The organism is Okeania sp. SIO2B3, assembly GCF_010672525.1.
Taxonomy (GTDB): domain Bacteria; phylum Cyanobacteriota; class Cyanobacteriia; order Cyanobacteriales; family Microcoleaceae; genus Okeania.
In genome coordinates this window covers 58520-81911 of record NZ_JAAHGH010000006.1, presented here as the reverse complement: position 1 = coordinate 81911, position 23392 = coordinate 58520, and the positions used below count along the sequence as shown (strand labels likewise).

Sequence of the window (23392 nt, the reverse complement as noted above, 5' to 3'; positions counted from 1 at the left end):
GAAGGTTAGTTAGAGTTTTAGGATTGCTGTACCTCGGGAATCTACTACAATGTGACGCTTACACCCCTTAACTTTCTTGCCACCGTCGCGCGCCGTAGACAGAGCCTTGCTTGCTCCGTCCTTACGCTGAGGTTTCCTCAGCGCGGGCGGTGCGCTTTTTTCTGTTTTTTTCACTGACTGGGAATCAGCAATGGCAACAGTTGAGTCTTCATCCCTGTCTAATTCTGTTCTTAATTTTTGGCGTACAATACCAGTGTATCTGTTGCCAAAAACCGCCTTTTTGTCATTTTTTGAAGTATCTGTATACTGTGCCATAAGGTGGTAGATCATGAGGCATCATTTTCCACTGACATTCAGTCCGTTGCACATAGAATATGGCGTTGAAGATTTCTCTGAAATCCACCTCTATAGGATGACCAAAGCCATTGGGTAATGGTACTAGAGGCTTGAGTATTTCCCATTCTGAGTCGCTCAGGTCACTTGGGTATGGTTGACGTTGAGGATTTGCGATCACCTCCGGTTAAGCGTAAGCTATCGCAGTTAGACGGCTCATTAGTCACAATATAGCTTAATTATAACTAACAGATAACACCATATTCACTTAATCCCCTACTTTCCTTAGATTATCTTTATAAATCAGCTCTTATACTTGGCTCATACAACGCAAAAATCACCCCTGTAGAAGAATGAACTAGAATTGTACTTTGTAATGGCGAGGATATCTGAAAAGTTTTTTTATACTGAATTTTGCCCCCCTAGCCCCCCAACCTTGGGGGAACAAGAGTCAATTTGCTTGCTCTAGTCCCCCAATATTGGGGGATGCGCGGGGGCGAGCGATGTAGCAAATGGGACTTCTCAGACAACCTCTAAGAATGGGTAATTATTAATTATTAATTATTAATTATTAATTGCTAACACTTTCTTCTTAATTTCACCATAAAAAAGCCATCCATTAGTTCTCTATGAGGCCAAACTTTTACCCATCCTTCCGCAGTGGGAGACACTATAAAATCAATAGTTGGCGCTTCAATTTCCCACTCAGAATTATTTGTCAAAAACTTCTCAATCACCTCCTCATTTTCTAAAGGATGAATTGTACAAGTTGCATATACCAAAACTCCCCCTTGTTTGACCCATTTGGCAGTATTTTCTAATAATTCACTTTGAAGTTTTGAGAGCTTTTGAATATTTTCTGGAGTTTGTCTCCACCGTGCATCTACTCGACGGTGTAAAGTTCCTAAACCAGAACAAGGTACATCTAATAAAACTCGGTCAGCTAGGTCGATAAATTCAGGAAAACTTCGACTATCTCCTATAGAGATAGAAATAGATTTTAACTGCAATCTTTCAGAATTTTGTTCTAACATTTTTAGTCGAGAAGCTGTTTTATCAATAGCAAAAATTTTGCCATTATCTCCTATTAATTCTGCTATGTGAGTTGCCTTACCTCCAGGGGCAGCACAAGCATCAATAATTATTTCTCCTGGTTGTGGATTTAATAAATAACTAACTAATTGAGCGCTACTATCTTGAACTGACCACCAACCCTCTTTATAACCCGGTAATTTTTGAATTGAACCTACTGCACCTGTTAATCTTAAAAGTTGGGGAAATTGGGGCATCCATTTAACAGAAATACCTGTATTTTTAATTGCTGTTTCTACTTCTGTAATTGAGGTGTTGAGTGGATTAATTCTTAAATCAAGACTAGGCGATTGATTGAACCATGAGCATAATTCTTCAGTTTCTTTTAAACCTAATGTCTCTATCCAATATTCAATTATCCAGTCAGGAAAACTATATAAGGTCCCTAATTTTTGTACTGGATTTTTTGGCAGGTCAATCGTCAATTCTCGCCGAATATATTCTCTGAGTAAACCATTAACAAAACCAGCTAATTTAGCTAGTTTATTTTCTTTTGCTAGCTCAACTGTGGTATTAACTGCTGCTGATTCTGGGATTTGTGCTAAATAAGATAATTGATATAGACCAATATGGAGAATTATCCGTAAGTCTGGATGTTGTTGCTGAGATTTCTTTTTTGCTAATCGATCGATAATTGCATCAAGCGATCGCTGCTTTCTCACACATCCATAAACTAATTCTGTAACTAATCTACGGTTGGTATCAATTAAATCATTTTTTCTGAGATGTTTATCTAGGGCAAAATCAGCAAAAGCTTGTTTTCGATAAACTTCTTGGAGGATAATAAAAACTAATTGACGAGGGTTATTATTCACTACAATTAATTAAAAAAATCTTAAGAACTTTTATTATTAGTCTCGAAATTATAACATGATCAGATAAATGTATAATTTTAACTTTCAAGAAGCGGTCAGTACTCAACTTTCAGCAATCAGTAGGATAGAACTCTGTTCCGCTCCGCGTTTTCCTGCGGAATGCTGCGCAAACATGTCGGCGCAGCGCCGAAACATTTTTTTTACGTTGAGAAGGAGATTTCAACTGCTCCTAAACTATCCGGTTTCTATCAGGGAATTTTAACCCAGAGCTTTAACGAAATCAGAAGTCAGAAGTCAGAAGTTAACCCACCCCTAATACCATGCATGAAAAAAGAATGTGTTCGAATAATAAGCATGAGAAAAAGACAAATGCAGGAGGTCTCCCTTTGACAAAAAATATAATTTCCTAGCTCAAAACTGGTATTGAAGCTATTCCCGTGTGACTCCTGACTCCCCCTCCAGGGAGCAGGGTTTATTTATTGTCACCCTTAGAAAAATTGATCACGGGGATGGGGAGATGGGGAGATGGGAACCCACCCCTGACCCCTCCCAGGAGGCGAAGGGTGGGGAGATGGGGAGATGGGGAGATGGGAACCCACCCCTGACCCCTCCCAGGAGGCGAAGGGTGGGGAGATGGGGAGATGGGGGGATGGGGGGATTTGTATATTTGCACAATTAAATGTATTTCTTATGAATATTCTCCCCAGGCAATGAATTAGCCCTGCCCTCCAGGGAGGGGGAGGGGCGAGGGGTGGGTTGACTCCTTACGAAATAGCCTAACTATTTGTAGCAAATATTTATCAAATTGGTATAACCCCTCCCTGGAGGGGAAGTAGGGGATGCGTGAGCAACTCTCCAAAAATATTTCGCCAATCAAAGCGGGGTTTTATACCAATTAAAAAAAAGAATGTTACGAATAGTAAGAGGAATAAAAAGACAAATGTAGGATATGTCCTTTGATAAAAAGGATGATTTCCGGCCTAAAAATGGTATTGACGCCATTCCCAGATGACTCCTGACTCCTGAATTCCCCTCCCCTGCACTCCAGGGAGAGGTTAGGGGTGGGTTGACTCCTTACGAAATAGCCTAACTATTTGTAGCAAATATTTATCAAATTGGTATTAGACCCATATTATTTTGATAAAAGCTGATAGCTAGTTAAACTGTTCAGAATTTACAATGGGTAGATAAATATTGACTAAATAAGGCTGATAGTTGAAAAGTCTTTCCCTATTCCCTACTTTCTTGAATAGTTTACTAAAATAAGTAATCAAACAAAATTAATTGATTTGATAGTCTGGTTAAATATGTAGGACAAATGATTTTTATAGCGTTGATTAAAAAAGTGAGGTACAACCTAATTCCTATTGCCTATTGCCTGTTTCCTCTTCCCTCTTCCTCATTAAAAAAGTATTTCTCTATTCCCTATTTTCTTGAAAAGTTTACTAAAATAATGTAGTCAAACAAAATTAACTAGCTATCAGCGCTTCAGAATTTTCCGTACCGGAATGCTCTGCAAACAGCGCTTCAGCTTTTTGACCTTGGGTTTATACAATATGCAACTAATGCACCGGATGGTTGAGTTGGGGTTGAAATCTCCGACGAGGGCTTCAACAATTAATAATTAATAATTAATAATTAATAATGACCTCTCCTTGAAAAGAAGAGGATTGACAAAGAGATGAAAATTTTTCTTCTCTTGGTCGATTGGATATGGCTCCGAGACCTCGCCATCCCTCGACCGCTTATTATCCCCTTAAAAGGGGAGGCACATACCCACAATTTTTCGGTAAAAAAAGTCCTAATGCTGACCGCTGACCGCTGACTGCTGAGTGCTATTTAATTTTATATTTGATAGTCCGGTTAAATATGTAGAACAAATGATTTTTATAGCGTCGATCAAAAAAGTGAGGTACAACTTATTGCCTATTCCCTGTTCCTTCTTCCCCATTAAAAAATGAAATTACAATTAGAAAACCAATTGTTTGTGGTAGGTATAGCAATATTTGCAGAGAATATACAACTATTAGAAACATTTTTTTCTCATCTGCCAAAGCAACTAAATATTGCATTCATAATAGTAGTCCAAAATCAATCTACTAATTTTCCCAGTCAGCTTGTCCAACTTCTAGAAGGAAAAACGAGCCTCACAGTCCATACAATAGAAGATGGAATGAAAATGAACCCCTGGACTATATATATTGTGCCAGAGGGAAAATATCTACAGTTAGAAACTCAGACCCTAAATTTACTCGACCTTCTCTTAAAGTCTGACACTCCCATCAACTATTTTTTCAAGTCTCTGGCACAAGAATGGGGAAAGCACGCTCTTGCCATTCTTATTCCCGGTAGCAGTAGTGATGGCCAAGAAGGATTAGCAGCCATCCGTGATGCTAATGGTGTTGCCCTGGTTAAATCTCCAGAAACAGACCAATTTACCAGTATGTCCACCAATGCCATTTCCCCTGAGTTAATTGAGGAAATCTTGTCTCCAGTAGAACTTGCTCAACTTATCTATCACATTGTGGAGTGGGAAGAAAATCCATTATTTTCTAGAGACGATCGAGAATCACCATTAATTCCTTCCGAAGAGCTACAGGAAATATTAAGTATCCTCTACAAATATAAAGAGGTAGATTTTTCCTATTACAAAACTTCCACCATCACTCGTCGAATTATTCATCGTTGCACTTTAGTACGATCTGGAAAGCTAGAAAATTATATTCATTATCTCAAAAATTCTGAAGAAGAACAAAAAATACTTTATCAAGATTTACTGATCGGTGCTACCTCCTTTTTTCGAGACCCTCCAGCTTGGGAATATTTAAGAACAGAAATTTTGCCCGAACTTGTTAAGAAAGTTCAACAGGAAGAAAAACAATTGCGAATTTGGGTTTGTGCTTGTGCAACTGGAGAAGAAGCGTACTCAATGGCTATCCTACTCAATGAAGCTATACGAGAAACAGGTAAGTCCCTGAATGTGAAAATCTTTGCCACAGACATTGATACTAATGCTCTAGAAACTGCTGCTAGGGGAATTTATCCAGAGTCTATTGCTAAATATATATCTCAGGAATACTTAGAACGATATTTTCACCATGAAGTAGGTAGTTACCAGGTAAAGCGATCGCTACGGGAAATGTTGATATTTGCCCCTCACGACCTGACAAAAAATCCTGGTTTTTCCAGGATGAATTTAGTTTCGTGCCGTAACGTACTAATTTATATGCAGCCAGAATTGCAGCAACGAGTGCTACGGTTACTCCACTTTTCCTTATCTTCCCAAGGAATTTTATTTTTAGGTAATACTGAAAGCGTTAGAGAACTGGAGGAAGAATTTATCGTCCTCAAATCTTGTTTTAAAGTCTATCGCAAGCGACGAGATGTGCAGCTATCCTTAACTCATCTGGCTCCAAAAGCAGTAACCATGCCTACTATCTATTATTCCATACAGACAAAACTTAATCGCTCCAGACTTGACAAAATGCTGACAGAAGTATTTCAAGTAGGTTTTGGGGAGCGAAAAATTACTGCTTTGTTGGTCAATGTAGATAACCGCTTGCTGAATGTTTTCTATAATGAGGCCGATCTACTGCAAATTCCCATTGGGGAAGCAAATTTAGAAATCACCGACATTATTTTACCAGAACTCAAGCTACCTTTGGATACAGCACTGCATCGTGCCAAACGGGACAAGCTGACAGTTTTGTATACTGGAATTAAGTTCTACCGAAACGATCGAGAAGAAAATATTACTCTGCGAGTTGGTTATAATTGCAATGCTCCATCATTAGAAGAATATTTAATAGTATTTCTGGAAATAGAAACTCCACCAACGGTATCTTTACTAAACGATCGCCAAAAAAAAGTCTATGAAGTAGCACCTGAAGTGGCACAACAAATTACAGAGCTAGAATATGAACTCCAACAAACCAGAGAAAATTTACAAGCAGCAGTAGAAGAGTTGGAAACTATTAATGAAGAGCAACAAGCTACCAATGAAGAACTACTAGCTTCCAACGAAGAACTTCAAAGCACCAATGAAGAGTTACAGTCAACAAACGAAGAATTATTTACTATTAACTCCCAATATCAGGCAAAAATTGAAGAACTGACTCATCTGAGCGAAGATATTGATAATCTCCTCCGTAGCATAGATATCGGCGTAGTTTTTCTCGACAAAAATCTTAAAATTCGTAAATTTACCCCTCCTGCTACCCAAGCTATTAATATTAGAGGTACTGATATTAACCGTCCTATATATCATTTTACTCACAACCTAGACTGTCCAGACTTCATCGCAATTATCCAACAAGCTCTCAGCAATCAAAAATTAATTGAGAGGGAAGTAACTTTATCTGCTACCGGAGAAAATTTACTCCTGCGCATTCATCCCTATATCCGGGAAGATGACATCAACGACGGTATAGTCATCACATTAGTAAATATTAACGAACTCCAAAAGACCAAAACTCTACTTACACGCACTAATAATGTTCTGGAAAGCTTGTATGAATCTAGTCCCGCAGGTTTGTTTTTACTAGACCAAGAATTAAGATTTTTACGCATTAACCCTATTTTTGCTGAGATTAATAACTTAAACGTATCAGAAAATATTGGCAAGATATTCTCAGAAGTGCTGCCGTATTTAGCAGATCAATTAAATCCCTTATTCCATGAAATATTGGAAACAGGAGAAATCATCAGAAATATTGAAATCAATGCTCCTCATCCTACTAATATTGAAACAGTAGGTTGGTGGCTATCAAGTTATTATCCTGTAGAATTAGAAAACGGCAAACAAGGAATTGGTGGAGTAATTACAGAAATTACTCAACTCAAGCAAACTCAGCAACAGTTATTAGAAAGCCAAAAATTAGCCGAAGCAGCTAACAAAACTAAGAGTGACTTTTTCAAGCAGATGACTCATGAGCTGCGAACACCTCTAAATGTGATTCTCGGTTTTACCCAACTTTTAGCCCATGGAGATAATCTCGATCGCCAGCAAAGAGAGCAGTTAGACCTGATATATAAAAGTGGGAATAATTTACTAGAATTGGTCGAAGAAGTTTTGGATTTTTCCAAGCTCGAAGCTAACCGCATGGAGCTTAAGCTAAGTTTGTTTGATTTTAAAGCCTTCATCACAGAGCTGAGAGAAATGTTTCGACCAAGTGCAGAAAAAAAAGGTTTTAATTTATTGCTTGAGCTTGATGAGAGAGTACCTCAATATATTTATGGCGATCGACAGAAACTACGACAAGTACTGATTAATTTCCTCTCCAATGCCATCAAATTTACTGATGTGGGTCATGTAAAGTTAAGCGTCCGAGTTGCACAAATATCAGAAATTAATGATACAGAAGTGAACCCTGTGGATTTAACTAATAACCTAGAGTTTGAGATTGAAGATACAGGTAAAGGCATTACTCAGCAAGAGTTAGAGAAAATATTTGAAGCATTTGTTCAAGGTAAAGCAGGTAGATATTCTCAAACAGGTACAGGTTTGGGTTTGTCAATAAGTCAGGGATTTGTACAACTAATGGGTGGCGATATTCATGTCCAAAGTTGCCTGGGTTCAGGAACAACTTTTAGTTTCTCAATTATAGTTAATTATGCTGCCGATACTACCCATACCAAGCTGCCCATTGTTCAACAAATATTAGGTCTCGCTCCCGAACAACCAGAATATCGTATTTTAGTAGTTGATGACATAGAAGAAAATCGAAAATTGCTGCTGATGATGTTGAGACCATTAGGTTTCCGAATATTAGAGGCAGCTAACGGTGAAGAAGCGCTCCACCAGTGGGAACAGCACCAACCACAGTTAATTTGTATGGATTTACGAATGCCTGGAATGAATGGGTTTGAGGCTATTGAACAGATTAAATCTACTCCTGAAGGTCAAAATACTATGATTATTGCTCTTTCTGCTTCTGGAGCTTTTAGTGACGAGCAACATTCATTTTTGGAAGATAACTGTTGTCATATACTCTCCAAACCAGTTGAAGAAGATGTTTTGCTCAACTCAATTGCTGAATGTATTGGTGTTAAATACATATATAGTTCTTGTCATATTACCCCTGCTCCTGACACTGATGCTTCAGCAGTATCTAATTTATCTAAAGACATCTTAAGTGATATGAGTCTGAGTTCAGAGTTTCGCTCTCAACTTCAAATGGCAGCTCTTAGCTGTAGCTCTGAGGAAGTCATTTCTCTATTAGAGCAAATTCCAGATGAACACCAGCAACTCACAGACGCTTTGATGGAATTAGCTGATGAGTTTCGGTTCGATCTTATTGCTGAATTGATGGAAGAAGAGTAGGAAGTAAGAAGGAAGAAGGAAGAAGGAAAAAGGAAGAAGGAAGAAGGAAGAAGGAAAAATCATTACGTTGTCTGAGTTTTAATGCCATTTATCAATAGTAATACTATGTTTGATTACCATCTCCCCAAATTCCCCTCCTGGGAGGGGTCAGGGGTGGGTTCCCATCCCCCCATCTCCCCATCTGGCCATCTGGCCATCCCCCCATCTAGCCATCTCCCCAAATTCCCCTCCTGGGAGGGGTCAGGGGTGGGTTCCCATCTCCCCATCTCCCCACACTCCCCATTACCACTACACTTACTTCCCTTCTGTAAATCCTGATACAATAATGGCCAGTGCTATAGAATCACCCAGTTGGAGGAAAACAAAATCACCTTCATAGGTGAAGTGCGACATTAAGTCTGTGTCTTATTCTGAAGATACTTAAGAAAAGCAAACTTTGAGGAGAACTATAATGATGAGCTTTCAAGTAAACGACTATGTAATGTTGATTGAGTATCAATGGATTGGAAAAATCTGTAGAATTATCAAACATAGCAATCAAAAAGGTACTCGTTTTGAATATGTCTTGTCTAGTATTTATGACAACAAACCTTTTGTTTACAGCAGAGAAGAAGAATTAATGCCTGTATCTGACGATAGTCTATAAATCAGTAGTCAGGAGTCAGGAGTTGGAAGTCAGGAGAAAGGAAGGATGAAAGTGGGAAAAATCTTGGGATAAGTAGGCATTTTATGTCTGCATTGAATGGAAGTAGAAAGTGCGATAACTGTATAACCAGATTTCAGATAATAGACATCTGACTAAAAATAAGAAACTTTTTGCAGGATTAGGCAACAGATCCCAAAAGCAACAGGGAATATGCTGTCCGGTCGGAAACACGAACAATTCTCTCCATATCTAAGTTTCCACCAAATGTCTAATATAGTTCCGGATAATTAGTTATTGTATGATTTAGGAGTCAGTCCTCAGTCCTCAGGAGAAAGTAAGGATGAGAGTGGGAAAAATCTTGGGATAAGTAGGCATTTTATGTCTACATTGAATGGACGTAGAAAGTGCGATAACTGTATAACCGGATTTCATATAATATTTGAATGGCCTATCCTCTCGTTCTAGCAAGCTACTACCCAACACATAGCGCTATAACTCATTTTGATGGCATTGTTAAGTACGCGCCAGACAATAAAACCTGCAAATAAAACATAACCTGCTACTCCTACCCAGTCTTGCCAACTTCCGGATAATTGACTTTCCATAATTTAACTTCCTATTGATAACGACGGAGTCCTCAGGAGTCAGTCCTCAGGAGTCAACCCACCCTTAGCCCCTCCCAGGAGGGAAATAAAGAAGAAGAAAGAGGAGGAGAAGGATAAAGTTTTTTGGTCGCGTCAGCGGAACGGAGTTCTATTGTGCTCTTATCCGGAAATGATATAACTCATTTTGATGGCATTGTTAGGACGCGCCAGACAATAAAACCTGCAAATAAAACATAACCTGCTACTCCTACCCAGTCTTGCCAACTTCCGGATAATTGACTTTCCATAATTTAACTTCCTATTAATTTTGATTTAGATTATCATAATTATGGGTATAAAAAATCTAGAAATTAATCACTCAAAATTTGCAAAATATTGCCAACCGCTACACCCCCATCACTATCAACAGTTGCCAAAACACCTGTGTGAGCGTGACCAAATTTTTCTTTCAATACCGATAATAAAGGTATATCGCGATCGCCTGTTTCTGGGTCAACCTCAATATTCATACAACGCCCAATTTTAGCAGTAACAGTAATTTTAGCATTACCCAAGCGCAACTGTTTTCCTACCAAGTCAAATTCTGACCAAGCATCTATTCCATCCACAACCACATTAGGGCGAAACCTCCGTATATCTAATATCTTGCCTGTCTTTTCTCCTAAATCATCCAGAGTTGCCTGACTAATAATAGAAATATGTACAATTTCGCGGTCGGGATAACGAGTTGTCTTGCCATTTCCCACTAACTGCACGGGAGCTTTTTGAGGATGACGCGCTCCTTTATTCGGTGTGAGAGTGTTCAAATAATCTGTGAAAAAAGCACTAACGCGGTCGCGTTCCTCAGATAAAACTGTATTTGCCTTCAGTAGTTCAACCCCCTGCCGTCGCACGGTCAAAAATCCAGTTTCTGGGTCAAACTCACAATTCAAAGCAGCTAACCCAGGCCAGTCATTTTGTACTGCAAAATGCTTTTTACTCATCCAAGGTATAATTTCTGGCCCTGCGGTCTGGCGATCAGAGTCGAGAAACATCAAAGCAAAAGCGCGATCGCCTTTAATGCCATATCCTGAAGTGAGGAAAAAATTCTGGCAATTTTTAGGAGTTAACCCTTTAATTGGGTGAATAAATAATTGTTTAACTGTTGCTAATTTCATGTTATATCAATTTTATAAATCTTTGCTACAAATAGTTAGGTTATTTCTTAGGAGTTAACCCACCCCTAACCCCTCCCAACCCACCCCTAACCCCTCCCAACCCACCCCTAACCCCTCCCAGGAGGGGAGGGGAAGTCAGGAGTCAGGAGTCAGAATAAATAGACATCTCCTCCATGCATAGGGAGTAGGCAGTAGGTAGTAGGGGGAAAGAATTGATAATTTATGTTTGATAATTGATTTTATTTTTGATTATCGGAGATGTCTAATAGCTTTAATACCATTTATTAGGTCTTCATTAATGGATAATTGATAATTACCTCGGGTTTTAACCGCTACGGAATTGAATATAAGGAAATATTGTTTCTTCTCTTGGTCGATCAGATATGGCGAGGTTTCCTCGCCATCCCACCCTACGGGAAGCTCCGCTAACGGCCACTTTTTTCCCCTTAAAAGGGGAGGCTTCAAAGCGCGAATTATTTAATTATTAATTATTAATTATTAATTATTCGGTAAGTTATCTTTGTAGTCAAAGGCACATCTCCTAGGCGTGTATTTTAATTGCCCTTATTATTTTGAACATTCTTTTTTCAAAATGATATTATCATACCAAGATAGGAAAATTAGAAAAAATTATATAGGAATAAGTTTATATCATTATGCGTTTCCCTGTTACCTCAAACCTAGAATTTTTTTCCTCACGCTTTTTGGAAATTACTATTACTATATTACTAAAATATTCTATTACCGAACAATTAAGGTAAAAATCCTCTCATAACCAAGGAGAAACAATGAATTAATTTTCCTTTTATTCAATCCTCTTCCTTTTAGGGAGAGGTAATTATCAATTATCCATTATCAATTATCAATTATTGAATAATACCTAAAAAAATTGAATCATAATTCTCATCGTTATTTACAAAAAGAGTGGAAATGCACTCAAGTAGGACTATTACTGTTTCCTATGTTACCAACTATAGGTATATTAACTATAATTTTTGCTGTTATTAGCATTTGGCAACAAAAATGGCACAGCATTATTCGTCGTCCCCACAATATAGCCTTAGCTGGTCTTGCTGTCTGGTTAGCGATCGCTACATTTTTTGCATTAGACCGCCAGGAAGCATTTTTAGGACTAGCTAATTTATTACCGTTTTTTGGGGTATTTGCTGCCTTGAGTACTCTCATTCAAACTCCATCCCAACTACGGCGACTTTCTTGGGTAATGGTATTCTCTTCAGTTCCTGTAGTCATTTTAGGTTTCGGACAATTATTTTTGGGTTGGTCTGGCCCCCTAAGCATACAAATTATTTTAGGTTGGGTTCTTGCACCACAAGGCAACCCTCCAGGGAGAATGGCTTCAGTATTTATGTATGCTAATATTCTCGCAATTTATTTGACGGTTGTATTTATTCTAGGGTTGGGGTTGTGGATTGAAAAATGGAAATTTTTATCTGGAAACAGGGTGAGGAAAGAGAGCGCACATCCAAAAAAGAAAATGGGTCGCTTCAATATTTTTCATGGTAAGTTGTCTCAAGAATTTGTTGTTTTGACAGTGGCAATAATTAGTAATGGCATTGCTTTGGTTTTGACAAATTCACGCAATGCTTGGGGGTTAGTGGTATTTGCTGGTCTTGCTTATGCTATTTATCTAGGTTGGCATTGGTTAGTGTGGTTAGTAATGACAGCAGTGGCAACTGTATTTGGAGCTGCTTTTGCTCCTGCATCTTTGCAGGAATGGTTACGGATAATTGTTCCGGAATACTTTTGGGCACGACTCACGGATCAATATTTTGACAGACCTGTAGCCATTCTACGCAGTACCCAATGGCAATTTGCTTGGAATATGACTTTAGAAAAGCCTTGGAGTGGTTGGGGTTTGCGGAATTTTACTCCTTTGTATGAAGCCAAGATGCAAATGTGGCTTGGTCATCCCCACAATTTATTATTGATGTTAACGGCAGAAACTGGAATTCCTGCTGCTTTGTTTTTGTTTGGTTGGGTGGGTTGGATATTGGCAAAGGCAGTATTGTTATTAATGAATTGGTCATCAATTTATTCCAGAGGAGACCGTTTAATATTTTTTAGTTATTTAGTGGCTTTTGCTGCTTGTACTATATTTAATATGTTTGATGTGAGTTTGTTTGATTTACGAGTAAATACCATAGGGTGGTTACTTTTAGCTGCAATTTGTGGGTTAATTGCGAAGAAGTAAGAAGGAAGAAGGAAGAAGTAAGTCACGTCACTACGAAATATTTATTTGACTTTTATTTATGGTAAAATGTTCAATAAATCTATCAGGACTTACGCGAATTTACCTTGAAATCACCATCTGTAGGTGCGAATGGCATTCGCCCTCGCTATATAAGGAAGAAGTAAGAAGTAAGTCACGCCACTACGAAATATTTATTTGACTTTTATTTATGGTAAAATGTTCAATAAATCTATCAGGACTTACGCGAATTTACCTTGAAATCACCATCTGTAGGGGTGAATGGCATTGGCTAACGCCAAGCTCCGAATGGCGCCCTCGCTATATGTAGAGTATCTGCGTAATTCCTGTATATTCAACAAATAAAACTAGCAATGAAAACAGAAACATCTCAACAAAAATCTCTTCCTAACTGGGAAGAATTACTACAGGTTGCCCAACAAAATACTACGGCAAAATGGATATCAAGACCAGGACAAACACCTGCCACCGCAACAATATCTAGTTATCTCCATCGACTCAGTCCTGAAGAAAAACCTTCTGTATTGCTCTATCGAGATACTCATGCTTGGTGTCCTTTCTGTGAAAGAGTTTGGTTTGCTTTAGAAGAAAAACAAATTCCTTTTGAAACTGAATTAATTGATTTATCAAACAAACCACAGTGGTATAAGGATATGGTACCAACAGCATTGGTTCCCGCAGCCAAAATTGAGGGGGAGTTAGTTTATGAGTCTAAAGATATTCTGCTCGCTTTAGAAAAAAAATTCGATCGCTTTCCTCTATTGCCGATCGCCTCTCAAGAAAAGTCTGTGGCATTAGATATGATTGAGAATTTTGATGCCAATGGTTTAGTCAGATCGGGATATGAGTTTCTCCGAGGCAAACCATTTAATTCCGAGCAGTCTACAGAAACTATTCCGGAACAGATGGCAGCACAACTGCTGAATTTGCAAACAACTTTTGAGACAAAATTAGACCAGTTGGAGGTAACATTGGGTCAATATCCTGGTGTTTATTTTATGGGTGAGTTTAGTTTGGTGGATATTATGTATACTCCAGCTATCAGAAGGTTCGCAGCAAATTTACCTGTATTCCGGGGATATTCTCTATACAATAACGACCGTTTTCCTCGACTCAACCAATGGTTGACAGCTATCAATAAACGTTCTGCTTATCAACGGGTCAAACCCAGTCCTCGAACTAATAATTTGATTATGCACAAGTTATTTGGCGTACAACCTATCCATAATAATAAATCTCTAAGTGTTACTCAACCACAACCTCATGCAGAAGCAGGAAGTGACAAACAAGACTATTTTATGGAGGCAGCCGCGAGATTAAGTAGTAACTACCAAACTGTGATTGCTGATATTATCAAAAATTCGGGAATTAAAAAATGGGTGAGTCAGGAGACTTTACCCAGTATTGAATCAGCTATTGATGGGCATTTGAGACGTTTAGTTCATTGTTTGATTGAAGGAAGTATTCCATTATTTTCTGACAAACCAGTTGACTCCAAAACTGACCAACAGAATGAAGGAAAGGAGGAACTTGCTGCTGATGCTGCTGTGGGAGCGATCGCTCTTGCTTTTCTCAGAAATAGAGTTTGTGTTCCTCGGGATATGAGTGCGGGAGCAGCAGTTGCTTTAGAAACAACAATTGATGCGATGTTGTCTAGTATCTATTAGACATCTCCTCCACCCATAGGGAGTAGGCAGTAGGCAGCAGGGAGGAAATAATTGATAATTTCTGTGTAATAAGGCAGTAAGTAGTAGGCAGTAGGAGGGAAGAATTGATAATTTCTGTGTAATAAGGCAGTAGCAGAAAATAAATTATCCCAGTTTTTGTATTCTATCGTTAACTAGCTACTCTCTACTCTTTTACTTTTTCAATTTCTTCCCTACTCCCTACTCCCTTACCGAATAATTAATAATTAATAATTAATAATTAAATAATTCAGGTTTAAAGCCTCTCATTTTCAGGAAAAAAAAGACAATATTCCTTACATCATGTCCGGTTGAACAGTTACAAATAAACTACTCAGAATTCAGCAATTCTGCAATTTCCTACGGAATGCTACGCAAACAGAATTCAGAAGGGAAGAAAGAAGAAAAGAAGGAGAAAGTTTTTTGATCACTAATTATCCGGACATGATATTATATTCAATTCTGTAACGGTTTTAACCAGAGGTAATTATCAATTATCCATTATCCATTATCCATTAATGAATTTCATAGCTAATAGGATGATTTTGGGTGCATCTCATAGCAAGCAAAAATACTTTTATCCTATATATTCCCTGTTCCCTGTTCCCTAAAAGCGATAAATTTTTGGCTTTATTCAAAATTGAGATGCACCCATAATTTTTGATTTTGAAGTCCCTAATTGATTTGATTTTTTACGACCGGAACCAAGTATTTTCAACAGTTAATAATTAATAATTAATAATTAATAATTACCTCTCCTGGAAAAGAAGAGGATTGACTAAAAGGAAAATTTTTTCTTCTCTTGATTGATTGGATATGGTTAGGAAAACCATCCATCCCACCCTTCGGGAAGCTGCGCTTTTTCCTACGGAATGCTACGCAAACATGTCGCGCAGCGTTAACGGAGTTGTGCGCCAGCAAAACGACCGCTTTTTTCTCCTTTAAAGGAGAGGCTTTAAACCTTAATTATTCGGTAAGGACTAGAGCAAAACTACAAGCAAAAACTTTATTATAGTACTACACATTAAAATTAGGATAGCTAAGAAACTTCAAAATATTACAGTTAAACGTTTTGACTCTAGCTGAATGCTGAATGCTTAATTGTAAGGACTAGAGCAAAACTACAAGCAAAAATTTGATTATAGCACTACGCATTAAGATTAGGACAGCTAAGAAACTTCAAAACATTACAGTTAAAAGTTTTGACTCTAGCTGATAGCTGATAGCTATATATATAAGTAATTATCCGGAATATATTACCTATTTTATGAAAGCAAGATTAAAATTGAAGTGAATTTAATTAAGGGTAATTTATGGGGCCAGATTTAGTAAGTTGGGTAATACCAAAAGTAGGGGGTTATCTTGTGAAAAAAGCGGGCGATCGCTTAACTAAAACTTTGAATAAAACAGATATAGAAAAGGCTATTGAAGCTGGAGAAAAAGCTGTTAAGGTATGGGAAAAAGAACTCTTGCCTCAACAGCTTTTGTTTTATTCGGCTAAACGGGATGGTTGGAATGGAGTTAACAAATTTCTGAGTCAATATTTTGAACATTCTGCTGTTTTGACGGAATTATAAAAACCATTAATTAATCTAGGTAAGCCAGATGTTGATATTTTAATTACGGTATTTCAACAGGAAGCTGAAGCTAAAAATATTCCACTAATTCAATCAAGTCTCAAGTCATGGTTAGAGATTTTTATTAATGCTTATTTTCAGCATACTAATACTTATATTAAATTTCAGGTTGCTAAACAAAATTATTTTGAACAGTTAGCAAATTGGTTTGATGATGTGAAATTTGCTGGTATTTCTGTGCCTGGGCAAGAGGTAGAAAAGTCTGAGAAGTTAGCCTATATTTTTGTTATGCCTGATGTGGTAGATGAGAATTCTGACGTGGGTAGGATGGCAGCCTATGCTTTGGGCAATTTGGGTAACAGTTCCGAAACAGTAATTAACTCCCTACTAGCTCTACTTCAGGATGAGAATTCTGACGTGGGTAGGATGGCAGCCTATGCTTTGGGCAATTTGGGTAACAGTTCCGAAACAGTAATTAACTCCCTACTAGCTCTACTTCAGGATGAGAATTCTGATGTGCGTTGGATGGCAGCCTATGCTTTGGGCAATTTGGGTAACAGTTCCGAAACAGTAATTAACTCCCTACTAGCTCTACTTCAGGATGAGAATTCTGATGTGCGTTGGATGGCAGCCTATGCTTTGGGCAAATTGGGTAAAAAATCCAACCATATCCTCCCCACTATCATTCAATGGATTCAACAACATCAGGAGTCAGAATATGTCGGCAGAGTTATTGATGTGTTGTGGTATTTAGTCGTAGGCGAGGAAAATTGAGATGGTGGAAAACATCTAGATTTTCAACTTCAAAGAGTGAGTCATTTCAGTTATCAGTTATCAGTTATCAGTTATCAGTACCTCTAGCTGAAGCTCCTTAAAAGGGGAGGCTATTGACTAATTTTTTTCGCTCTAGGAAAAGAAACTATTGGACAATAGTAAGGGCGATCGCCCAAAAATGCCAAACAAACATTTGAGTTCAATGTTCTTTTCCACTATTGTTCAATAGATTCAACAACATCAAGATTCAGAATATGTCGGCAGAGGTATTGATGCGTTGTGGTATTTAAATGAAAATTGTATAAAGTAGTTGCTATTTGTAGAAAAGTGTTGTAATATTAAACAGGTACAGGACTTAAAATAAATTATAGCTGGTGAATGCGACTTGTTGACAGACATATTATTAACCGAACACATCAGCATTAATGACTATACCAGTTCCACTCCTGAATAAACCACGTTTGACTCGTTTACCTACATAGTTTTCATGTTTAATTGGTTTTTCTAGGTCAATAGCAGATGTTTTACTGGTGTAACTTTCTTCGGTTTCAATGACTTTTATCCCAACCAGTTGACACTTATAAGTTATCTGTTGAATTAACTTATAGTGAGGTATTTGAGTAAAATTTTGGTTGTTTTTTTTGCCCATATTTGCACCTTGTTTCCAGTTATCATTTTTGCCTATGACTACAGTACCAATATTATTTGTGGTTAAATACAAGGGCCACTAACTTACTGGTGTTATGCAGATAATTCTCGACAAAACGATTTCGGTGATAGGTTAACGCTTCAATCTTACGACTGGTTTTTCTGTTGCCTTTGAGGTGACTTTGGTACTTAGCTTTACGCTTGTTATATAGTTGATTGACGCTTTTTAGTGGCTTCCCGTTAATCAGCAGTGGTTTGACACCAGGCTTATTTGTAGATAGAGCGACTATACGGTCAATCCCTAAGTCTATTCCTGCTACATATTTTGACTCTACCCGTTGTTGTTCAGTTTTTTCATACACTACTTCAATTACATAGCAGCCAGTTGCAGGTACTATCCTGACTTCAACTACAGACTCAACCACTACAGGTATTTTGATATCACTCATAGATAAGTGACAAATACCGTCCTTTAGTGGTGCTTTATATACAGACTATGCATGAATATATAACTACATTCCTACCTTGAGTTTTATTCTTATACTTTGGTATTTTGGGTTTACCTAAAAACTTTTGTGGATGTTTTGACCATTCTCCTATTGCCTGAAAATAACCACGCCAAGTTGCAACCAAGCATTTTATTATTTGTTTTGATACTTTCGTTGGTAATGCTCTGTAGGCATCGCTATCTTTGGTGGTGTGGTACAGTTTAGTTAATTCTAGACTTTTTCCACACTTGAAAAAATGCTGACGACAATAATAATTAGCCAAGTTGTACAAGTTTTTTGATTTAAAGGCTAATTGATCACACACCCGCCAATACTGATGTGTTCGGTTAATAATATGTCTGTCAACAAGTCGCATTCACCCGCTATAACTAATTAGAGTTATTTCCTGTTTAATATTACAACACTTTTCTACTTTTAGCAACTACTTTATACAATTTTCATTCAACATTTGCTACCCCAGAAGGTAAACATGATGATATCCGTCAAACCATTGATACATATCTCAAACAATGGAAGAAAGATCGACAATCTATCTATTATGAAACCTATAATCATTGGTACGGTGGTAAAGAATTTGTAAAAGAAACCATACCTAAGTGGTTGATTATTTTATTAATTGGAGGAATTGGTGGAACGATAGTTATCTTCTTTTGGAATCAAATACTAAAGCAGGAAATTGAACGACGCAAGGTATTAGAATTACAACTTCAAACCTCGAAAGAAAAAGCGGAAGTAGCAAACCAAGCAAAAAGTACTTTTATTGCTAATATGAGTCATGAATTACGGACTCCTTTAAATGCTATTTTAGGCTTTTCGCAAATTATGATTCGTTCTCCGAGTTTATCAAAAGAAGATAAGGAAAATACAACTATTATTCATAACAGTGGTAGCTATTTATTAACCTTGATTAATAATATTTTAGACTTATCTAAAATTGAAGCGGGTAAAATGACCCTCAATGCTAAAACATTTGACTTTTATTCTTTCTTAAACGAACTGGAAGATTTATTACATATAACCGCAGAAAATAAAGGATTAACATTAATTTTTGATCGTCAGGATGATGTACCTCAATATATCTATACTGATGAAACTAAACTCCGGCAAGTCTTAATTAATTTAATCAATAATGGTATTAAATTTACATCTGAAGGAGGGGTAAGTGTCACAGTTGGTAGTCAAAAAGAATCCCCCCTTAATTCCCCCTTAGAAAGGGGGGAAAGTTCTGGAAAATATCCCTCTTTGGAATGGGGTGAAAGTAATGGAAAAGCAACAATTATTTTTGAAGTGAGAGATACAGGAGCAGGAATTGCTGAAGATGAAATGCCCAAATTATTTGAAGCATTTGCTCAAACAGAAACAGGTGAAAATAGTCAAGAAGGTACAGGTTTAGGATTACCCATTAGTCGTAAATTTGTCAATTTAATGGGAGGAGATATTACTGTTAAAAGTCAAGTAGGAAAAGGTACAACTTTTAGATTTAAAATTGCAGTTTATATTGTCAATAAAACAGATATAGAAACTCAAGAAATTCCGCGTCATGTTATTGCTCTCAAACCCAATCAAATCCGTTATAGAATTTTAATTGTAGATGACCGCCATACTAATCGTTTATTATTAATCAAGCTATTACAACCATTAGGATTTGAATTAAAAGAAGCTACAAATGGAAAAGAAGCCATTGAAATTTGGGAAAAATGGCAACCTCATTTAATTTGGATGGATATGAGAATGCCAGTGATTGATGGTTATGAAGCAACTCAAATAATTAAAGGTACAACTAAAGGAAATGCCACGGCAATAATTGCCTTAACAGCAAGTGTATTAGAAGAACAGAAAGCAATTATTTTATCAGCAGGATGTGATGATTTTGTCAGAAAACCATTTCGAGAATCAATGATTTTTGAGACAATGAAAAAGCATTTAGGAGTTGAATATATTTATGAAGAGGAAAGTCCATCTCCAACTGCTACTGAATTATCTAGTTTAACAGTAGAAGATTTACAGGCAATGCCGAGTGAATGGTTAGATAAACTGTATGATGCAGTGAAAGCTTTAGATGACGATCTGAGCTTAGAATTAATAGAAAAAATTCCGGTTGAAGAATCTTTATTAGCGGAAAAATTAACTAATTTAGTCAATGATTTTCAATTTAAGACTATTAGGCAATTAATTGAATTATTTAGGTGTTGAACATCAAGATATGTTAACGCGCGTCAGAAGTCAGAAGCGAGTGCTAATTGGCGAGGTCTCCTACGGGGCGCCTACTGTGCGGAAGTAATTCCGCACACAGCCCCTCCAGAATGTAAGACACACTTCATTTCAGTCAGAAGTTAACCCACCCGCAAGCCCAACCCACCCCTAACCCCTCCCAGCTATCCCTTATAAGGAACTCCTGAAACCCTTGTAGGAGGGTGGGGAAGAGGGGGAAGAGGGGGAAGAGGGGGAAGAGGGGGAAGAGGGGGAAGAGGGGGAAGAGGGGGAAGAGGGGGAAGAGGGGGGAGTAAGAATTTTGTCTACAGTCCTCACACTTGCGTGTATTTTTCAATACAATTTTCTCCCGAAAAAGCCGCTCCCAGACTAACCCATAACTTGTCTGTTTTGTCAAGTTTTATGTTAAGAAAGATGTTTATAAAGCATAGCCCTCCCAGGAGGGGAAGTAGGGGATTTGAGCAACTCTCCAAAAACCCGATCGCCTTAAAAGGTGGGGTTGCGCGACCCTTATGATTTTGATAAAAAATGATGTACAAAAATGGTCTTAGTTGATAATTTTAGATTCGCTCTAACTTATTAATTTATTTAATCAGGTAACATAACATGAATAAAACTTGTATTAAACGACTCTTAGTCTTGATAATGGTTAGTTTCTGTTTATTGATTTCTGCATCTAAGATTTATGCTCAAAATAATCAGAACTTACAGCATATTAATAATCCTGTGATTTTAACCGATGAAAATACCAAATATCCTTTAGGATTACATTTAGAAATATTTGAAGATCAAACTAGAGAATTAACTATTGAAGATATTGTTGATCGAGAATTTACTCCTAGTAATCAAAACATCCCCAACTTAGGTGTAAAAACATCAGCAATCTGGGTTCGTTTTCGAGTCAAAAATCAAGCAAGTGTGACACAAAAATGGATATTAAGTTTAAATGATACTCGTGCAGGTACAGTAGATTTTTATTTTAATCGAGGAGAAAAAAAAGGATTTAAAATAATTCAAACAGGCAGATTTTTACCTTTTAGCACTAGAGAATTTAACCATCGTTTTTTTATCTTTAGTTTGCCTTTTACTGACAATAATGAAAAAACTATTTATCTACGTTTAACTTCAAAAGCTAGTTTAGTTATTCCCTTAAATATTTATTCTTTGGAAACTTTTTTCCAGGAGGATCAAAATCATGTTTTATCTTTAGGAATAGCTTATGGAACTTTTGTGATAATGATTGGTTATAACTTATTTTTATTTATTTCTTTAAAAGACAAAAGTTATCTACATTTTATCTTGTTTATTATCGGTTATTTATGGTTTCGATTATGTCGAGATGGAATAGGACATCAATTATTGTGGAGTAATTTTCCTAACTATCATGAGATTCAATCATTAGCCGTATTATTAATGTTGTTTTCCTGGATAAAATTCACCCAGTCTTTCTTAAAAACTAAAAAATATGTTCCTCAAATAGATAGATTTTTATTTATTATATCTTTAGTTATAGTTATGGTAATTATTATATCAATACCAACAAAATGGCATAATATTATCGTGATTTTTAATGTTATAGTTATTAGTGTCATAATATTAACAATTGCTTTGATAAGATGGAGACAAAGATATAAGCCAAGTAAATATTTTTTATTAGCTATGCTTTCCCCTCTTTTAGGAATAATTATTCGTTCTTTTAGTGCTCTTGGTTTTATACCTTATGGTTTTTATGTAGAGAACCGTTCAAATTTTACTTTTAGTTTATCGGTATTATTATTTTCCTTTGCTTTAGCAGATAGAATTAATCTGATTCAAGATGAAAGAGAGAAAGCACAAAATGAAGCATTGAAAAATGCTGAACTTAACCAAAAATTAATTCAAGAACAAAATATTGTTTTAGAAAAAAAAGTTGAAGAAAGAACGGAAGAATTATCCATTGCTAAAGAAAAAGCGGAAGTTGCAAACCAAGCAAAAAGCAGTTTTATTGCTAATATGAGTCACGAACTACGGACTCCTTTAAATGCTATTTTGGGCTTTTCTCAAATTATGATGCGTTCTCAAAGTTTATCTCAAGAACAGAAGGAAAATACAACTATCATTAATAAAAGTGGCAATTATTTATTAACCTTAATTAATAATATTTTAGACCTATCTAAAATTGAAGCGGGGAAAATGACTCTCCATGGGAAAACCTTTGATTTTTATTCATTGTTGAACGAACTAGAAGACTTATTACATATTACTGCCGAAAATAAAGGATTAACATTAGTCTTTGACCATCAAGACGATGTACCTCGATATATCTATACTGATGAAACTAAACTCCGTCAAGTCTTAATTAATTTAATCAATAATGGTATTAAATTTACATCTGAAGGAGGGGTAAGTGTCACAGTTGGTAGTCAAAAAGAATCCCCCCTTAATTCCTCCTTAGAAAGGCAAAAAGAATCCCCCCTTAATCCCTCCTTAGAAAGGGGGGAAAGTTCTGGAAAAAATCTCTCCTTAGAAAGGGGGGAAAGTTCTGGAAAAAATCCCTCCTTAGAAAGGGGGGAAAGTTCTGGAAAAAATCCCTCATTTGAAAAGGGAGAAAGTCAAGGAAAAGCCACAATTATTTTTGAAGTCAGAGATACAGGAGCAGGAATAGCTGAAGCTGAAACTCCTAAATTATTTGAAGCATTTTCCCAAACTGAAACAGGTAAAAATAGTCAAGAAGGAACAGGATTAGGATTACCCATTAGTCGTAAATTTGTGCAGTTAATGGGAGGAGATATTACCGTCAAAAGTAAAG

17 protein-coding genes and 1 pseudogene are annotated in these 23392 nt (G+C 36.9%); 9 read left to right on the top strand and 9 right to left on the bottom strand.

The annotated features are described in order from the left end of the window. Positions 1 to 9 precede the first annotated feature (9 nt). The 3 genes from F6K15_RS08225 to F6K15_RS08215 form a co-directional block, all read right to left on the bottom strand. Complete coding sequence (locus F6K15_RS08225) at positions 10 to 315, bottom strand: hypothetical protein (protein WP_293059581.1); 306 nt, start codon at positions 313 to 315, stop codon at positions 10 to 12. Continuing rightward, positions 284 to 514: a transposase gene (locus tag F6K15_RS08220; protein WP_293059578.1), complete on the bottom strand. Its 231-nt coding sequence runs from the start codon at positions 512 to 514 to the stop codon at positions 284 to 286. The genes F6K15_RS08225 and F6K15_RS08220 overlap by 32 nt, the downstream gene beginning before the upstream one ends. A gap of 397 nt (positions 515 to 911) precedes the next feature. Beyond that, positions 912 to 2240 carry a 16S rRNA (cytosine(967)-C(5))-methyltransferase gene (locus F6K15_RS08215; protein WP_293059575.1) on the bottom strand — a complete coding sequence of 443 codons (1329 nt, stop codon included), beginning with the start codon at positions 2238 to 2240 and terminating at the stop codon, positions 912 to 914. 517 nt (positions 2241 to 2757) lie between these two features. On the opposite strand from F6K15_RS08215, the gene F6K15_RS08210 reads away from it, so the two are divergent. Together F6K15_RS08210 and F6K15_RS08205 are read left to right on the top strand one after the other, a co-directional pair. Next, complete coding sequence (locus F6K15_RS08210; protein WP_293059572.1) at positions 2758 to 2919, top strand: hypothetical protein; 162 nt, start codon at positions 2758 to 2760, stop codon at positions 2917 to 2919. Between the two features lie 1278 nt (positions 2920 to 4197). Further along, positions 4198 to 8562: a CheR family methyltransferase gene (locus F6K15_RS08205; RefSeq protein ID WP_293059569.1), complete on the top strand. Its 4365-nt coding sequence runs from the start codon at positions 4198 to 4200 to the stop codon at positions 8560 to 8562. Between the two features lie 113 nt (positions 8563 to 8675). On the opposite strand, the gene F6K15_RS08200 is transcribed toward F6K15_RS08205, so the two are convergent. Continuing rightward, entirely contained in the window at positions 8676 to 8885 is a 210-nt protein-coding gene (locus F6K15_RS08200; protein WP_293059567.1) for a hypothetical protein, read from the bottom strand. A 128-nt stretch (positions 8886 to 9013) separates the two neighbouring features. Between F6K15_RS08200 and F6K15_RS08195 the strand changes: the two genes are divergently transcribed. Continuing rightward, positions 9014 to 9208 (top strand): hypothetical protein, encoded by a 195-nt coding sequence (locus tag F6K15_RS08195; protein WP_293059564.1) that lies wholly within the window; start codon positions 9014 to 9016, stop codon positions 9206 to 9208. A 461-nt stretch (positions 9209 to 9669) separates the two neighbouring features. Here the strand turns inward: F6K15_RS08195 and F6K15_RS08190 are convergent, their stop codons facing one another. Next, positions 9670 to 9813: a hypothetical protein gene (locus F6K15_RS08190; protein WP_293059561.1), complete on the bottom strand. Its 144-nt coding sequence runs from the start codon at positions 9811 to 9813 to the stop codon at positions 9670 to 9672. Positions 9814 to 10163: 350 nt separating this feature from the next. Next, a complete protein-coding gene (locus F6K15_RS08185) occupies positions 10164 to 10970 on the bottom strand; it encodes an MOSC domain-containing protein (protein WP_293059559.1) in 807 nt (268 codons plus the stop codon). An 889-nt stretch (positions 10971 to 11859) separates the two neighbouring features. On the opposite strand from F6K15_RS08185, the gene F6K15_RS08180 reads away from it, so the two are divergent. From F6K15_RS08180 to F6K15_RS08165, 4 genes and pseudogenes are all read left to right on the top strand, one after another. Continuing rightward, positions 11860 to 13182, top strand: coding sequence for an O-antigen ligase (locus F6K15_RS08180; protein ID WP_293059556.1), 1323 nt, complete (start codon positions 11860 to 11862; stop codon positions 13180 to 13182). A 371-nt stretch (positions 13183 to 13553) separates the two neighbouring features. Next, entirely contained in the window at positions 13554 to 14867 is a 1314-nt protein-coding gene (locus F6K15_RS08175; RefSeq protein WP_293059553.1) for a glutathione S-transferase family protein, read from the top strand. Between the two features lie 1331 nt (positions 14868 to 16198). Next, positions 16199 to 16639 (top strand): annotated as a pseudogene (locus F6K15_RS39030) (signal transduction protein); the annotation flags it as partial. A gap of 39 nt (positions 16640 to 16678) precedes the next feature. Further along, entirely contained in the window at positions 16679 to 17236 is a 558-nt protein-coding gene (locus F6K15_RS08165) for a HEAT repeat domain-containing protein (RefSeq protein ID WP_293059548.1), read from the top strand. A 403-nt stretch (positions 17237 to 17639) separates the two neighbouring features. Here the strand turns inward: F6K15_RS08165 and F6K15_RS08160 are convergent, their stop codons facing one another. Genes F6K15_RS08160 through F6K15_RS08150 form a run of 3 tightly spaced genes read right to left on the bottom strand, consistent with a single transcriptional unit; the run spans position 17640 to position 18655 of the window. Beyond that, positions 17640 to 17957, bottom strand: a complete 318-nt coding sequence (locus F6K15_RS08160) for an IS200/IS605 family accessory protein TnpB-related protein (RefSeq protein ID WP_293059545.1) — start codon at positions 17955 to 17957, stop codon at positions 17640 to 17642. After that, a complete protein-coding gene (locus F6K15_RS08155; RefSeq protein WP_293059542.1) occupies positions 17938 to 18333 on the bottom strand; it encodes a transposase in 396 nt (131 codons plus the stop codon). Before F6K15_RS08155 ends, F6K15_RS08160 begins: the two co-directional genes overlap by 20 nt. 34 nt (positions 18334 to 18367) lie before the next feature. After that, a complete protein-coding gene (locus F6K15_RS08150) occupies positions 18368 to 18655 on the bottom strand; it encodes a hypothetical protein (RefSeq protein ID WP_293059539.1) in 288 nt (95 codons plus the stop codon). A 338-nt stretch (positions 18656 to 18993) separates the two neighbouring features. Between F6K15_RS08150 and F6K15_RS08145 the strand changes: the two genes are divergently transcribed. Both F6K15_RS08145 and F6K15_RS08140 read left to right on the top strand, forming a co-directional pair. Continuing rightward, a complete protein-coding gene (locus F6K15_RS08145; protein ID WP_293059536.1) occupies positions 18994 to 20586 on the top strand; it encodes an ATP-binding protein in 1593 nt (530 codons plus the stop codon). Positions 20587 to 21210: 624 nt separating this feature from the next. Beyond that, positions 21211 to 23392: hybrid sensor histidine kinase/response regulator (locus F6K15_RS08140; protein ID WP_293059533.1), on the top strand; the 2182-nt coding region annotated here is incomplete at its 3' end.

Coding starts and splice junctions, on each gene's coding strand:
- F6K15_RS08195 (WP_293059564.1), top strand. CDS start 9,014: ATGATGAGCTTTCAAGTAAACGACTATGTAATGTTGATTGAGTATCAA.
- F6K15_RS08175 (WP_293059553.1), top strand. CDS start 13,554: ATGAAAACAGAAACATCTCAACAAAAATCTCTTCCTAACTGGGAAGAA.
- F6K15_RS08205 (WP_293059569.1), top strand. CDS start 4,198: ATGAAATTACAATTAGAAAACCAATTGTTTGTGGTAGGTATAGCAATA.
- F6K15_RS08190 (WP_293059561.1), bottom strand. CDS start 9,813: ATGGAAAGTCAATTATCCGGAAGTTGGCAAGACTGGGTAGGAGTAGCA.
- F6K15_RS08210 (WP_293059572.1), top strand. CDS start 2,758: ATGGGGAGATGGGAACCCACCCCTGACCCCTCCCAGGAGGCGAAGGGT.
- F6K15_RS08155 (WP_293059542.1), bottom strand. CDS start 18,333: ATGAGTGATATCAAAATACCTGTAGTGGTTGAGTCTGTAGTTGAAGTC.
- F6K15_RS08225 (WP_293059581.1), bottom strand. CDS start 315: ATGGCACAGTATACAGATACTTCAAAAAATGACAAAAAGGCGGTTTTT.
- F6K15_RS08185 (WP_293059559.1), bottom strand. CDS start 10,970: ATGAAATTAGCAACAGTTAAACAATTATTTATTCACCCAATTAAAGGG.